The following is a 16,393-nucleotide window of genomic DNA, read 5'->3' on the forward strand; positions in this document are numbered from 1 at the left end:
ATGGCCGTTGTCTGCAAGAACCGTACGCACCTGCTGCTCGGCTGCGGCGTCAGCGCGCTCGCCGTTTCGCTTTTCCTCGCCCCGGAACGCGCCAGCGCCCAGGCTTTTCAGGCGACACCGGTGGTGGTGCAAGGAAACGCCAATATCGATCGTTCGATACCGGGTGCTGATTCAATCGAGGTGACCACGCCGACCGTGGTGATCGACTGGACCCCCGCGCAGGACGTTGCCGGTAACGCGCTCGACTTCCTGCCCGCTGGCAATACCGCGACCTTCTTCGATGCCCCCGGGCAGGGCGGCTTTGCCGCTCTCAACCGCATTCTCCCGTCCACCAACGGCAACGTGGCAGTAATGAACGGCACTGTCATAACGCGGCTGCAGGACGGGCTTGGCAACCTGGGTGCGGGCGGGGTTGTGGCGTTTTATTCCCCCACCGGTTTCCTGATCGGATCGAGCGCGGTGTTCGACATCGGCGGCCTGATGTTGACGACGCTCGATCCTGACGTGACGAGCTTCAACAACTTCGCGGTCGGAGCCGGGTCGCTGAACCTGATCGGCCAGACCGGAACAACGGCCGGGATTACCATCAATCCCGGCGCCCAGATCATCGGCACGGCCCAGAACAGCTTCTTCATTGCGGCCGCCGCCCAGGTCAATGTGTTTGGCGATGTCAGCATCAACGGCAGCCACGCCTATGTCGCTGCCGAGCAGGTCAACCTGACCTACAGCAATGGCCTGTTCGACATCGTTATCCCGGTGGGAACGAGTGTCGGCACCGCGATGACGCTTGATGGCAACATCGGCGGGCCATCGAGCACCGGCGCGGGCGACAACCATCTGATCTATGCCGTGGCCAAGGGCCAGATCAACCCGGTCTCCATGCTGTTTTCCGGCAATCTCGGCTTCTCGCCCGCCGCCAGCGCCGGCATCGTCAACGGGGAGATCATCCTTTCGGCCGGTAGCGATGTTACCGGCAGTGTCATCGCACCCGACAACGGCATCAGCGCATCGATCACGATCGACAGTGCCGCAATCTCATCCAGCGTGACGGCTTCAGCGAGCAGCGATTTCCAGGCCTTTGCCAATCTCGGCCCGCTCTCGATTGACGGCGATCTCACGGTTGGCGCGCGCAATCTTGTTCGTCTCCATGCGATCAACGGCTCGGATCTTTCGATCAGCGGCTCGCTGCTCGCCACGTCAGGCGGACTGGACACCGGGCCGGACCGTACCGCCGGAACGATTGATTTGTTTGCGCTGACCGGCTCGACCCTGTCGGTGGGTGGCGATGTGACCGCCTATGCGAATGTGCTGGAGGGAGCCGGCACCCGCACCGGCGGGACGGCTATCCTGAATACCGACGGAGGGCTGATCGAGGTCGGTGGTGCGGTTGACCTGCAGGCGATTGCGGTCGGCGGCCCTGGCGGAGACGCGACCGGCGGCACGACGACAATCCTTGCACAGAACAGCGGATCCGTGATCATCGGCAACCAGGCCTTGCTGGACAGTTCGGCGAATGACGATCCGCTTTCGCCCACCAATCCCCTTGGCGGCACGGCCGTCAATACCTTTGGGGGCACCGCCAATATCAGCGCCGCCAGCGGTGCGACCATCTCGATTGCGGGAGAAGTCTCCCTGAACGCCAATGGAAACGGCGGCGATAGCCTGAGTATTGGCAACGGCGGGGGTGGAGTTGGCGGCAATGCCTTCATCGACGCCGATGGCGGGGCGCAGATCGACATTGCTCTGGCAACCGGTTTGAATGCTTCGGGATACGGCGGCGATGGCGATACGGGGGGCCTGGGAACGGGCGGCATTGCCTCTGCAGCGGCCCGCAACGGTGGTACGCTCAATCTCGGTGACTTCATTTCCATATCCGCTGACGGCGAAAGCGGCGACAGCCTCCTGAACGATGGCGCCATCGGAACCGGCGGTTCGGCCAGTTTGAATGTCAATGGCGGAACGATAGCTGTCGCCGGCTACGTGGCGCTATTTGCCGAGGGTGAGGGCGGCAATGCCAACAGCGCGACGGGTGGTGCCGGCATTGGCGGACGCGCGCGGATGTCGACCTTTGGCGGTTCAATTTCAGTTGGCGATTTCTTCGCGACAACGGCTGAGGGCATCGGCGGCGACGGGGTCAGCGGCGGGGACGGGACCGGCGGCATCGCCGGAGCCTTTGCCGGGGTCGGTGCGATCACCATCGGAAGCAGCGTCAGTGCCACGGCCAGCGGTACCGGCGGCAGTGCTGTGTTCGGCCACGGAGGTACCGGTGGTGCAGGCATTGGCGGAAACGCCTTTGTCCAGGCGCAAGGCACCTTGATCGAAGACGGCAGCATTGATGTTGCGGGCAGTGCAGGCCTGGTTGCCGATGGCATCGGCGGCTCCGGGGGTTCCGCTGCGGAATCGCTGGGCATTGCAGCCGGGCGCGGGGGTGACGGACGCGGCGGGGTGCTCTCCACTCCCAACGTGGCCGATCCGGCCTTTGGCAGCGGGGCCTTTGTCCTGGCTTGGGGTGATCGGGGCTCGCTGTCCTTCGGGGGCGATGTCCTGGCAACCGGCAGCGGCTCTGGCGGACAAGGCGGGGCAGGGGACGGACCCCTTGCCGGGGGCGAGGGCGGGACCGGATTTGGCGGAACCGCCCAGGTCGGGCTGTTTGTGGGCGGAGGCGATGGGTCGGTGTCGGCAGGGTCGGTCGAGTTCACCAATGTAACCGCGCGGGCGACCGGCAGCGGCGGGGCAGGCGGGGCCGATCTCGTGCTCGATATCAGGACCGGCATCGGTGGTGACGGGATCGGCGGCAATGCATTCCTGACCTCGCGCCTTGGTACGGTGACGGCTGGTACCGTCACCTTGCAGGGCGGAGCAGAAGGTGGCCTTGGTGCGACCGGCGGTGACGGTACGGGCGGGCAGGCCGGGTTCCTGACCGGAAACAACGGCACGGCCAACGTTTCGCAACTGGAAGCAGATGCGTCCGGAAGCGGGGGGACCGGCTTCGACGGAGCAGGTGGGGCGGGAACCGGCGGCGATGCTTATATCGGCTTCCAGGGCGGAACGACCAATATAACCGGGAACGCGCTGATTACGGCGAACGGCTTTGGCGGCCTGTCCACCAATGCCAACGGCGGCAACGGCGTTGGCGGAACTGCCGACATAGCCAACTTCACTGCACAGACAGGCTCAGCCACGATTGGCGGCGACGCAATTGTCATCGCCAACGGCTTTGGCGGTGGCGCGCTGACAGCGGATTTCACCGGTGGCAACGGTATCGGGGGAGAAGCATTTCTGCTCACCCAGGTCGGCGCAACCTTGCAGCTCGGTTCGGCCCAGGTCGTCGCCAGCGGCCAGGGCGGCAGCGGCACGAGCGCCGACGGGGGCAACGGGACTGGCGGCCTGGCCTACATCGAAGCGCGGGACAGTGGCAGCAGCGTCGTGATTCAGAATTCGCCCCAGACTGGCAACAATATCTTCACCCAGTCTGCCCTGCTCGGCGCCAACGGCATCGGCGGTAACAGCAATGGCGGTGACGGGATCGGCGGCACCGGCACTGGTGGTGCGATCGATATCCTGGCCACCTCGGGCGGATCAGTGACTTTGCCGGCCATCGGTGGGCCAAGCGGATTTGTCCGGCTCCTGGGGCGAGGGCAAGGAGGGGCTTCCAGCGTGGAGGGCGGTGCTGGTGGCACGGCTCTGGGCGGGATTGGCACCATCGATGTGGATGGAGGAACTCTCGTCGGCGGCCCCCTCCTGTTCAGCATGTTTGCCCAGGGCGGATCGAGCGCGAGCCCGACTGCCAACATCAGCGGCGGTGCAGGCTCCGGTGGAGAGCGATATATCGTCGTTCAGAATGGCGGAACCCTGACTGCCTCTTTCCCGGGAGGAATCGTGGGTGGCGCAGGCGGCAACGGTTCCGGCACTGGCAGCGGTGGCGACGGCTCGGGCGGCATTGCCAGCCTCGAAGTGATCGGCGGAACCGCAAATCTCGTCGGTCGCTCGATCATCGCGGCCCAGAATGGCGGTGGCCAGGGAGTGAATGGCGGGGACGCAATCGGCGGACTTGCCAATCTGGTGGTCGATGGGGGCGGGGTCATCAATATCGTTGCCGACGCCAACGGGCTGGCCGAGCTCCTTGTCGGATCGAGCGGCCTAGGCGGTGCAGCAACCACTGGAGTCGGCGGCGACGCCCGGCCGCAATCAGGTAATGCCGTGATTGTTGATGGCACCGTGACTGGCGGTACTTTGACCGTGCAGTCATTTGCCTCTGGCGGATCCAGCGTCTCCGGAACGGGCGGCAATGCGGCTGGTGGTAATGCCAGCCTGTTGATGTCCGGCGGCTCCGTTTCGCTCGCTGCGGTAACGGTCGATGCCTCGGGCGGCGGGGGAGTAAGTCAATCCGGTACGCATGGCAGCGCAACAGGTGGAGCTGCTTCGATCCAGCTGACCAACGCCGCTTTCCAGACGTCTGGCGATACGGTCGTGAGAAGCACAGGCCGAACCGGGCTCGACCCGAACGTGGGTTCGAACTCCGCCGGAGGCGCTGATGCCGAAGGTGGACCGGCCATCGTGGATGTTTTGAGCAATGCCACGCTAAACGCTGGCAAACTTGACCTGAACACCAACGCGACAGCATTTCAGGGTGGCGGCGCGTTTGGCGGAAGTGGTGTCCTTCGCGCGGTCAGTGGTGACGTGACCACTGCGGAGCTGGTCCTCTCATCGGTGGCATCGTCTGCTGGGGGCGCTTTTGCGGCAGGCGGCGGTGTCGCTCTGATCCTGGAAGACTTCGGTGGGGCATCTTCGCTCGACGTGGGACTGGCGACATTGGAGAACGGCGCCACCGGCGCCTCCGGCAACACTGCGGGAGAGGTTACGATCCAGTCGACCGGTTCGGTCGCCTCGTTCGAAACGCTCAATGTCAGCTCAACCGCCAGCGGCGGCGGGCAGGTCATGGAATGGACTGTGAGCGGCGGCTCCATGCCGATCTCGGGCGCTGCCACGGTGAACGTGACCGGCGGCATTGATGTGTCGGCCACCAATGGTGCGCTGATTGGCGGCCCCAATGCAACCACCCCGACTGCGGCGATCACGCTGGAAACCCCCGGAACCATTACGTTCAGCGGGGACAACGATAATGTCATCTCCTTTGGCGGGCAGTCACTGGCGCTGAGGTCTGGCGAGCTCGACATTACTCCCGGGGCCCGGATCGGGGGCGTGACGGTCGAACTTTCGTCCCTTGATGAAAACCACACTGCCATCCTCGGCGGCACAGCCGAGGAAACGGGCTATACGTTGACCAGCGTGGAAGCAGAACGGATCGAGGCTGGCTCGGTCAGTTTCTCGGCACCGCAGATTGCAGGCCTCGGTGCAAACGAACCGGATGTCCTGGTGCGGGATCTGACGATTATCGGCTCGCTCGACGATGGCCCGTCGTCCGTCAGCCTGTTCACTTCCGGTATCATCAGGGTCGAGGGGCTGCTGGTGTATCAGGACACCGCACCGACAGATTCGCTCGAGATCTTCGCGGGCCAGCGGCTTGAAGTCGTAACCCCGGGCGGCATCGGCGTGGTCGATTCGGAGGGTAATCCCTCTGGCAACCTGTCGCTCGCATCGCGCGACATCTGGGTCGGCGATTCTGACCTGATCGGTGATCTTCAGGCCAATCCCGGCTTCGCCGGCCGCAATGATGCATTGATGACGGCCGCAGCTGGCAGCGATGATCCGCTGGGCTACCTTCGCGGTGGATCGGTCACCATCGGGGTCGGCAATTCGCTCTTTGTCCGCAATACGGGAACCGGGAACGAACAGGGCGGCATTCTTGTCGGCGACGGCATCTTGTCGATCTCTGCCTTCACGGAAAGTTCGTCATCGCCCAGTCCCGTCACGGTTTTTGCTTACGGTGCCAAGCGGAACACCGACGGCACACTGGTTATCGGTGAGGCATTTTACGACCTGGTGAATTTCAACCGGACCGGTTCTTTCCCGAGCTCCTATGCGGAAGGGAGCATGTTCAACGACTGCGACATCAGCTCCGGGGAGTGCGTAGGTGGGATGGAGGAAATCATCGAATCCACCCCGCCCGTCAATAACCCCGCCGTGGTCGAAGCGCCGACTTCAGCTGCAGAGGCAGTGCCTCCCGCAGAAGACGAAACCAGCGCAGAATTCGGCGTCGACTTCCCCGGATTGGTGGAAACCAGCGCGATTGCCGAAGAGGGCACGTTTGACGACGGCGTCATGAGCGGTGGAGACAGCTCGCTTTATTCGGCGGCTGATGATCAGGACGATGAAGACGAGGAGAACGAAGGTGCGGAATAATCCTGTGAAAAGCATTTCACTGGCCGCCGCCCTTGCGGGTGTCCTTGCCGCTTCCGCAGCACCGGCAGCCCTTTCCGCCCAGCAGCAACGGCCGATCAGCCTGCGCGACAGCTTTCCGATCGGTTCCAATGGTTTGTGCGAAGCGCAGATCATGGCACCCGAAGCGGGTGCAGGGATCTTCGACCGGCGCTATTCGATCATCTGTCGCGATGCATCGGCTCCGATCGGAACCTTGTGGGTGGTGCGCGGTCAGCGGGTCGGGGATGCGGAGACCCGGTTCGTCGATGCCGGATCACAATGTGCCGCTCAGGAACTCCGACAGCAGCCGGAGGGGCTTGCCGGGACGCGTGCGCTGACCTGTACCAATAGCAACAGCATTATCCGCACGCGGGTGCTGGCTGGCGAAGCCGGAAATCGGACTTTCGCGGCAAGCGGGTTTGCGGCTTACGAGGATGCGCTGCGTCTCGGGCTCGCAAGCCTTGCGACGGACCGGATCGTTGCCGGCACAGTGGAAATCCCGCTTACCCAGGCGAGCGATGCCGCTGCCTTTGCGCGTGCCCAGGCCCAGGCCATTTCGGCTGATCAGGCGCTTTCGGAAGCCTACCGCCGCAGCAACAGCGGCCGCTTTGCCGAAGCGGCTGAATTCTTTGCAGCCTCAGCCAGCTCACTGGGCGGTTCGACCTTGACTGAGGCACGGCTGAACGAAGCCCTTCAGCAGTCCAACCTTGGCAACTTCAGCGAAGCACTCAAGCTGTTCAATTCTGTCCGCGGATCGGCTGCGCCGAGCCCGGTGCTGGCCCGGATGCTGCGCAATTATGAAGCGCTTGACGCGCTCAACCGGCAGAACGGACCGGAAGCCTTGCGCATCATGGAACTGCCGCTGACCGGCGATTTTCCCGATTCCGCGGAGCTGCGCCAACTCACCATTGGCGGCAATCTTGCAGAGCGGCTGTCAGCAGAAAACACATCCTCCCTGGCCAATGCGTCTGCTGGTCTTTCCCCGCTGGAACGAGCGCAGCTTCTCGATGGACAGGGGTACTATCTGCGGGCGGCAGCGCTGCGCCTGATGGGGCGCGAGGCCGACGCCGTCACTGCCCTGCAGGCTGCCGAAAACACACTGTCCGACGTGCGGGACGGAAGGGTGACGTCCGTCATCTGGCTCAGGGCTCAGATTCTGGGAGAGCTTGCAGAGCTTGCCGAGGAGTCCGGCCGGGGAGCCGACTCGGAAATGCTCCATCAGCAAGGCATAGCGCTGCTTGATCTGCATTATCCGGACTCGCCGGTCCTGCAGAGCGCGCGTGCCCAGCAGGCGGGTTACCTCGCCCGCAGCGGGCGGGAGGCCGAGGCACTGGCTGTCTATCGCGATATTGTCGACAAAGCGGATGGGCGGCCCGCGCCGACCTTGCGCAGCCTGCTCTCGCCTTATTTCAGTCTGTTGCTGCGGGGCGGTCCGAATGCCGATGCAGCACCGGACGTTTTCGCTGCCAGCCAGCTGTTGCAACGTCCGGGCCTCGCACAAACCCAGGCCGTGCTGGCGCGCGAACTTTCCGGTGGAAGCGACGAGGCGTCGCAGCTGTTCCGCAAAGCCACGAACGTCGGCCGGGCCATCGAGCGTCTTCGCGGTTCGATCCTTGAAATGGGCAATCCGGGGCAGCTGTCTCCTGAGCTTGCGGCGCTGCATGCTGAACGGACGCTGCGGCTGGAACAGTCGCTCGTCGAACAGGCGGAAGTGCAGCAGCGGCTGGCGGAATATCCCCGTTACCGTGCCGTGTCGGACGGCGCTGTGAGCCTTGACGAGATGCGGGCCATCCTTGCGGATGGGGAGGCCTATGTGAAGGTGGTCAACCTCGAACGCGAAACCTTTGTCGTCTATGCCACGAAAGATGAGGCCCTCGCTTATCGTGCGGAGATTACGCCTGCCCAGATGGAAAGAGCGGTGGATGACTTGCGGGCCAGCATAGCCATCACCGAGGGCGGCGAAGTGCTGACTTTCCCGTTTGATATCGAGCGTTCGCGGGACCTCTACAGCAAGCTGTTCAGTGCCCTGGGTGATCGTCTTCCGGCAAGTCGGCACATCGTGTTCGAACCTGACGGGGCTTTGCTGCGGATCCCGATGAACCTGCTGGTAACTGATGACGCAAGTGTTGAGCGTTACCGTGCAACTGTTGCCGGGGGCGGAGATGAATATGACTTCCGCGGCACGGCATGGCTGGGCCGGACTTCGGAAATCAGCACTTCTGTTTCGCCAGCGGCATTTCGCGATGTCCGGGCATCGCGCCAGTCAAACGGTAGCAAGTCCTACCTCGGGCTGGGCCAGAATGAGCCAATCGGTGAGCCGGGTGAGGGCAATGGCACGCGCTCTGTTTCCGGGGCCGGAGAGGACTGTGTTTGGTCGCCCTCGATCTGGGCCAATCCGATTTCGTCGGAAGAGCTCTACACGGCAGCAGCACGCTTTGGCGGGTTGGCCACCGGGCAGACCGAAGTGATCGCGCGCGAAGCGTTCACCGATGATGCCATAAAGCAGAAAGCGGACCTGAAAGACTACCGCATAGTCCATTTTGCTACCCACGGGCTGGTTACTGCACCCAAGGCGGATTGCCCGCCTCGTCCGGCATTGCTGACATCCTTCGGCGGAGCGGATTCGGACGGCCTGCTGACCTTCGCCGAGATCTTTTCGCTCCAGCTCGATGCCGACCTGGTGGTACTTTCCGCTTGCGACACGGCGGGTAGCGCCACGATCGGAGCAACACGGGAAGCCGGCGTCGTCTCCGGCGGTGATTTTGCCCTCGATGGACTGGTGCGTGCCTTCGTCGGCGCCGGCGGGAGGACAGTTGTCGCCAGCCACTGGCCTGTGCCGGACGATTATAACGCCACGCAGCGGCTCGTCTCCGGTTTGCTGGCAGGTGATGGCAAAGCCACCGCTTCATCACTCAGGGAATCGCAGATCAGCCTGATGGATGAGGCGGATACTTCCCATCCGTTTTACTGGTCGGCATTTGCGATCGTCGGTGACGGGGCCATCAGGTTGGAGCGCTAAGGTTCGTCATGACCCGGTTGGTCAGTTCACGGTCGCCCGGAACCTGAAGGCGAACGACTGCGATGCTGGCAGGTCCGGCGCCAGGCCGATGACGGTGCCTGCGGCAAATGATGCCCCGAACGGATCGGTTTCGTCGGCCCCCGTGTTGTCGTCATCCTCTGCCGTAGTGGCACCGGAGCAGTTTGTTCCTGTCCTGAGGCTGCCTGCCACATAGGTTGTATCCAGCGGCAGGGTATCCGTTGCGATGACAGTTGCCGCGCTGACCGTGCCGGTGTTGCTGACCGTCACGCAATATTCCATCAGCGCGCCCGGCATTGCCTTCGGATTGGTCGTCCCGTTGACCGGATCGGAGATCACGGTGCTGGCCTTGGTGATGTTCAGGGTGGTGATAGGGTGGCAGAAGGTGATGTCGCTCAGGGAAATTGCCTGCTGTCCCGGATTGATGGGAGCGAGAGTGTGGTTGCCATAGCGGATGATGATCGTGTCGATCGGACCGCTGAACGTCGCCACCACCGTGCCATCAGCCGAGTCGTTGTTTGCCGCGGCATCACCGTAGGCGGAGTTGGCGATGACATAGTTGGCAACGCCGTTGGTGAGAGTGGGCGCAACATTGGCGCCGGCAAGCCGGCCTTCGACGGTCACCACATCGGCAAACTGGTTGGCGCCGAAATCCAGATCGTAGATGCGAAACTGTGCACCCTGCATAACCTTGGGCAGGGTAATCGTGGTCACGACCCGCGCGCTCCGGTCTGGCAGGTCGACCAGCTGGACCAGGGATTTCTGGTTCAGAATGCCGCCGTTGACGATGGTCTGCAAATTGGGCGATTGCCCGCCCAGTGCGGCGTTGTTCAGCCAGAGCCCCGGATTGGTGAGGGCGAACCCGATCGAGCCGAGCGTCGAGAGCGGATAGCTGTTGGAAGTGCTGCCCGCGGCCCAGCTTAACGGATCCCAGTCGAACAGGACGTTTCCTGCCGGGCAGATCAGTGTTGGCGGAATCCCTGCAACCCGGGCTCCGGCAACCGTGAACGATACGGAGGCAAAATCATCTTCGGTGGTGATCCCATTGCCCGGCGTGGAGTCGTTATCGATGGCACTGCTTGCAGTGATCTCCGCAGTGTTGGTGATCGTCGCCCCGGCACTCGCGTTGATCGTGCCGGTAATATCAATGCTTCGCGACTGGCCGACCGGAATGGATCCGGCGGTCCACACCCCCGTTGCGGAATTGAAGGTTCCGGTGCCGCTGGCGGAGCCGAACACGAAGCCTGCAGGCAGAATATCTGTCACCACCACACCATCGGCAGCGAGCGCTGACGATGCGGCGTTGCTGACAGTCAGGCGCCAGGTCACGGAGCCTCCACCCGCCGGCACAGTTCCAATCAGCGATTTGCTCAACGACAGATCGGCGGCCGGCGCTGCGGTCAGGATCAGGTCGGCGCGGCGGAACGAGCCGTCGTCGGCTGTGGGAAACAGATCGCAGATTTCCAGGCGCCAGGTGCCATTGGATGGTCCGCCGTTAAAGGCGGTCAAAGCGTTGTTGGGGCGAAAAGTGTTTTGATAAGGCGGCGCGGTGATGGCGTGGTTCCCTGACAGGCTGTCAGTGTTCACTACCTGTGCGGCCGCATCGTCGAGGAGGACGTTGAAGTTGTCTCCGTCGATGTTGTCGATGTCGCCGTTGACCAGTTGTACCCGGGTGCCATCGGGTGACTGGAGGGTGATCTGCAGGTCCCCGCGCCAGGTATGGGTCGCAAGAACGCCGATATTCACGTCGGCCACCGTAAAGGTGTTGGTCACGCTGAAGTTCCGCACCAGCGGGGCAGTGCATGTTGTGCCGCCGTCGATATTGCCCGTCGTCGTCTGCGAGAAGGTGAAGGAAGATTGCGCCATGGCCGCGGGCGCAAGGCCAAGGCCGGCCGATACGACCAGAGCCAGGCGAAGCAGGGCAACCATTACGGTGCGGAGCCGGAGAGTCATCACTGCCTCCCCAGCCCGAGGAAGGCGAAGCTGTCAGCATCGAACTTGACCCGGACCGAGGCGAACAGGCCCTTGTCCGTGCTGCGCGCAGCGGAAAAGTCGGGATCGCGAAAGCCGGTCACGTTATAGCCCACCGTCACCAGCGTGTCCTTTGCCGGACGGAAACCGATTTGCGGGCCGATGGCGAAGCTGGTGGTGCCTTCGTCCAGGTTGGCGCGGACAGTCGCGCTGCCGCCGATCTCGACCCGCTCGCCAAGACCGATGCGTGCATCCAAACCGCCGAGCACGGTTGTGCTGCCCAGGTCAAATCCTTCAAACTTGTCAACGTTGTAGCGCGCTCCCAGGAACAGCCCGATCTCGGTCCGCCGGACCTGTTCGCCATCATCCATGCCGCGTGGCGACCAGTTCGTCGAGAGGCTGGCGATCAGCCGCTGTGCCTTGGCGTCGCCGGTCACTGCCAATGCGGTCCGTCCGGCAGGGCCGGTTTCGCCTGCCACCGCGCCCGCCACGCGGTCGCTGCGGAATTCCAGTTTGGCAAGCGCAGCGAACGGCGATTCGTCTGGCCGGTATGCCATCGACATTGCAGCGTCGAACACTTCGGTTTCCGCGGCAGTGTCCGACAGGGCCCGGGTCCACGTGGCCCCCGAACCGACCACGATACCTTCGCCCAGCTGGCGGATCACGCCGAAGGTCACACCCTTGCGGTCGGCGAGTTCTCCGTCACGATATTCAGCCCGGATTGTTGCCGCCCACTGGTCCTTCCGCCAGCCGGCACCGAGGGTGACGGCAGTGAAGTCTTCGAACAATTGGCCGGACTCGCCCAAGTGGCCGCCCGACGCTGCCGGATGTTCGGAATTGACCAGGTCGAACGGGTCAGCGCCGGCAAGCGCGCGATTGCCATCGACGGTCGCATCAAGGGTGAGGCTGGAGGTAACCTGGAAGTTCTGGGCGAGGCCGAAGGCGGCGTAGCTTCGCTTGCCGAGTTCGTCGACATCCTGCTGGCCCAAAGTGGCGAGCATCCGGCTGCCGCGCCAGGGTGACAGCTCGACGCCGCCGTTGAAGGTGCGCGCGTCCAGGTTCTCGCCATCGGCCACCTCGTAATTGCCGACCAGTCGCAGCCAGTCCGTCATGGCATAGCGTGCGCGAAGCCGGTGGCGGGCGGGGAGGTCGACCGCTTCGGCTTTGTCGATAGCGACGCTGGTCGAGGCACCCAGTTCGAGGCGGTTGCCCAACAGGCGCTGCGTCACTCCGGCCTCGATCACGGTGGAATCACCCTTCGTGCCATCGGGCCGGCTGTCAGCGAAGTGCGCAACTGCGATCCGGGCGTCGGTATTGCCGGTGCGCCAGGCTGCACCCAGCTGGACCGCTTGCCGTTCGCCTGCGTCGGACAGGCTCTGGTCATGCCAGGCGCTCGCCACGAAAGAGAGCTGCTCGCTCGCTGCGAAGCGAGCGTCCACACCGATTTTCCGACGGCCAAGTTCGGCGCCGTTCTGCTGCCCGGTGCCATAATCCTGATCGACTGAGCGAGCATAAGCGAGCAGGTCGATCGAACCGGTCCGGTGCTCCGCTTCGACGAGCCAGCCCGTGGCATTGCCGCCTTCGCGCCGGCTCATGCCCATCTCGGCCCGGACCTCGGTGGTATGACCAATCCGGGCGCGCAGATCGATTGCGCCCAGTTCCGTCCGGGCACCTTCACCGCGGTCAGTGAGGGCGGTGGCACCGAGGCGGACGCTGCCATCCGCGAAAGTGTAATCGGCGCGAACGCCTCCGTTCCAGGTCCTGGCGCCAAGCCCGTCGAGGACTTCGTAATCGATGACGATAAACTGGGGGTTGAGATCGAAGTCCCGGCTCAACACTGGCTCCCGGAAAGTCACAGTCCCTGACAGCAGATCGACATCGTAATCGAGAAAGCGGGTCAATTCGCGGCGCGAAACAATCAGTTCCGGGCGGAACCGATCACGCACTTCAATTGCGATCTTTTCCGAATTGGCCAGGATATTGCGGTCATTCAGGCGATAGGGGCCGGTGAGGCCGCTGCCCTGGATCTCGTCCCGGCGATACCGGCTGGCGGTCTCTGCGGCAAAGGCCTGCGCGTGAAGGTTTCCGAACAGGCCCTCGGCCTTAACGCCGGTGGCGGTGCGTTGGTAGCGGGCCAGAATGGTCTGGTCGAAACCGGTGACGAAGTCCCCGTATAGCGCGTAGAAGGTGCTGCTTTCGATCCGGATGTAGAGCTTTTCCTGGCTGGCAGCGTCGAACCGGCGATCCGAACCGTCAGCAAACACCGTGTAATAGGCGTTCGGATCGATTCCACCGAGCAATTGCTGGTCGTCGCGCTGCTTGGCGCTGTCATAGGCCATCGTCACCAGAAAGCGGCCGAGGATCCGGCCCTTGGCATAGAAAGCAACGCGCGCTTCATCACCCAGATCAGAGTCGAAACGGCCGGTGCGCTCCATATTGTCAGCCACCGTCTTCGCGCCGACGGACCCTTCCGCCAGGCCGACCAAGGTCCAGTCAAGATCACCCGGGACCACCCAGGTGTCGATGTTCTGGATGCGCGCTGCATCGCGATCGGCAAAACTGAAACCGAGCTGCAGCGGGCCGGAAACCATGGTCGGGGCAAGCTCGATCAAGGCAACGCCATCATCACCTTCCACGGTCCAGCTGGAAGACGCAGAGCCCTGGCCGGTCAGTTGGCGCAGCTGGAGTTGGTCGAGCATGGCAGCACTCTGGTACGGCTCGCTGACCGAGACATTGCCGGACATGCCGGCCCGGATCGGCCGGCCCTTGCGGTCCGTCAGGCGAACGGCTGCAACCGGGCGGCTCTTGCCATCTGCGACCAGCTGCGAACGGTCCGCCAGCAATTCAGCGCGCCAGGGAGAGGAGACGAATGCGACTTCGCGGCTAAGGTCTGCGTGGACCTGGCCATCTGCATTGCGGACGATCGCCCTCAACCTGGTGGTTGCTTCCTGCAGGGCCACGCCGCGCCAGATTGATACGGCGTGGGTCTTGCGTTTGGCTGCCTTGACGCCCTCAAAGGCGACCGGATCGACCGGCTTGCCGTCGACCGTCAGTTCTACCTTCTGGTTGACTTCATGGCGCACCACGACCCGAACCGAAGGGGCCCGCGGGTTATGGTCCAGTTCCGGGAACAGGAATTCGGCTGGTCCGTCGCCCAGTTCGAGCCAGTCGGTCTCGCTGCCGGCGGCTTCCTGGTTCGAGCGCGCGCTTGACCCGTCCAAGGGGGCATCGGTCTCGGCTTCCGCTTGCGTGGGCGTTTCAGCCGGTCCGGCCGGCGCTCGTGGGGCCCAGCCGGGGACCTCAGCGGCGAAGTCTGCCACCACCAGGCTGCCGCCCTGGCCAATAACGAAGCGCGAGATCGCACTCCCGGCGCTGCGGGTCGAACGGTCGCAATCGATGAAGCGGCCACCCTCGGGCAGGGTCTGGCGCTGAACCTGTACCACATGGGTGCCGGGAACAACGCCCTCGAAGTGGTAGCGGCCGTCGCGGTCGGTGATGGCGAAACTTCCGTCTTCCAGCATCACCCGCACACCGGGAATGCCGATGCGCCCTTCCGTTACCGAGCACGAACCAGCCGTCACCCGTCCGATTACCGTCATCCGCGAAGCAATCGTGTCGCGGTCAATGCGCACACCAACTTCCGCGACCGATCGGTTGCCACGCGGGTCGACCGCTTCAACCCGATTTAGCGCCTGACCGGCGGGCGCATCCGCCCGAACGACCATCGCGTAGGTCAGCCGGGTTGAAGCGCCCGGTGCAATCGCAGGGATTGCGAAGGTCATCTGGCGTCCATCGGGGCTGATGGTGACCGCGTTGCCGGCGTCAGCACCGTCGATCCGGATCGAGTCCGGGCGCAGGCGAAGCCATGGGGAAGGGGTATCGGTCAGGGTGATGTTCCGCTTGGCCCGCTGGCTGTCGGCATTGCGCACCGTGACAGTGTAGAACACTGCGTCCCCCGGCTGCGCGCGTGTGCGCGAGGCGGACTTGCTGAGGCTGACTGCAACCCCCGGGCGATCAACCGGGATGTCGATGCGCACAGGTTCGATCGTCAGCAGGGGGAAGGGAGCGCCGTATGAGGAATCGGAGATGACAAAGGCGGAACCGTCCGGCCGGGAAAGGGTGGCGAGTTCCGCCCGCGTCGCCACGGACGGCGCGGAATACGGGGCTGGGGGCTCCACTATCACCCGATAGTTGCCGAATGGAGCCAGCGGGAACCGGTACTCGCCGGGCGACATCGGATGCACCGTGCCTGAGCCATCGGTGATCGGCTGGCCGGAAAAGACTGTCGAGGGCCAGGGCGTCAGCCCATCTTCGGCAAAAACCTGTGCCGGAGCGCCGGTGGCAGCGTCCACCAGCGAAACGCGCGCACCGGACACGAGCGAGCCGTCTTCGCTGTCGAAAACGAAGCCGAACGGGTCAGCCAGAACAGATACAACCGTTGTGCTGACCGGTGCGGAGTTCTCGTCATGTGCCACGGAAATCGTGATCGGTTCACCGTTTACCACGCTCAGGATGCAATCGCCCTGCTGGAAGCCGGGCGGAATGGACCGCGTCCGGATCGCACCGGTGAAGACGCCCGAATTTACACCCGTTTCGAAAACGCTGAGGACTTCGCGGTCGCCCCGGGTTGTCGTAATGATCACGGAAACCTGGTCAACTGCGGCCGGATCGCGGTTGGCAATGGCCGCATCGAACCGCACGATGAGGACTTCACCCGCCCGCAACTGCTGCGTTGCCTCTACCGAGACTGCGCCGCCGGACGAACCGTCACCGGGCAGGATGGGCAGGGGGGTGCCATTGCACAGGGACGGAGCAACCGTCAGTGAACTGCTGCTGCTTGCCAACGGGTGGTAGGTCTGGAGGCTGATCGGTGCCTGGACAACCGGGATGCTCACCGTGTTGGAGCCTCCGGCACGCGAAGCGCCGCCTTCGGACCAGGTGGCCCGGGCGGTGTTGGTGATGGTCTGGGCCTGGGCCGGGGTGAGGCCGAGCAGCAGCATGATAAGCAATGCCGCTGCCAGCTCACGGAAAGACTTCAAGCGAACCATAGTGGCATGGCCGGCG

At 63.8% G+C, this 16,393-nt stretch carries 4 protein-coding genes; 2 read left to right on the plus strand and 2 right to left on the minus strand.

The window, feature by feature from the left end:
* Together U4960_RS08230 and U4960_RS08235 are read left to right on the plus strand one after the other, a co-directional pair.
* A complete protein-coding gene (locus U4960_RS08230; RefSeq protein WP_324263056.1) occupies positions 1 to 6,303 on the plus strand; it encodes a beta strand repeat-containing protein in 6,303 nt (2,100 codons plus the stop codon).
* 4 nt (positions 6,304 to 6,307) lie between these two features.
* Entirely contained in the window at positions 6,308 to 9,340 is a 3,033-nt protein-coding gene (locus U4960_RS08235; protein ID WP_324260174.1) for a CHAT domain-containing protein, read from the plus strand.
* Positions 9,341 to 9,361: 21 nt separating this feature from the next.
* Here the strand turns inward: U4960_RS08235 and U4960_RS08240 are convergent, their stop codons facing one another.
* Both U4960_RS08240 and U4960_RS08245 read right to left on the minus strand, forming a co-directional pair.
* Positions 9,362 to 11,311, minus strand: a complete 1,950-nt coding sequence (locus U4960_RS08240; RefSeq protein WP_324260175.1) for a proprotein convertase P-domain-containing protein — start codon at positions 11,309 to 11,311, stop codon at positions 9,362 to 9,364.
* A complete protein-coding gene (locus U4960_RS08245) occupies positions 11,311 to 16,368 on the minus strand; it encodes a hypothetical protein (RefSeq protein WP_324260176.1) in 5,058 nt (1,685 codons plus the stop codon). Before U4960_RS08245 ends, U4960_RS08240 begins: the two co-directional genes overlap by 1 nt.
* Positions 16,369 to 16,393 lie beyond the last annotated feature (25 nt).

Origin of the sequence: Altererythrobacter sp. H2, from assembly GCF_035319885.1 — a bacterium.
In the GTDB taxonomy this organism is placed as follows: Bacteria; Pseudomonadota; Alphaproteobacteria; order Sphingomonadales; family Sphingomonadaceae; genus 34-65-8.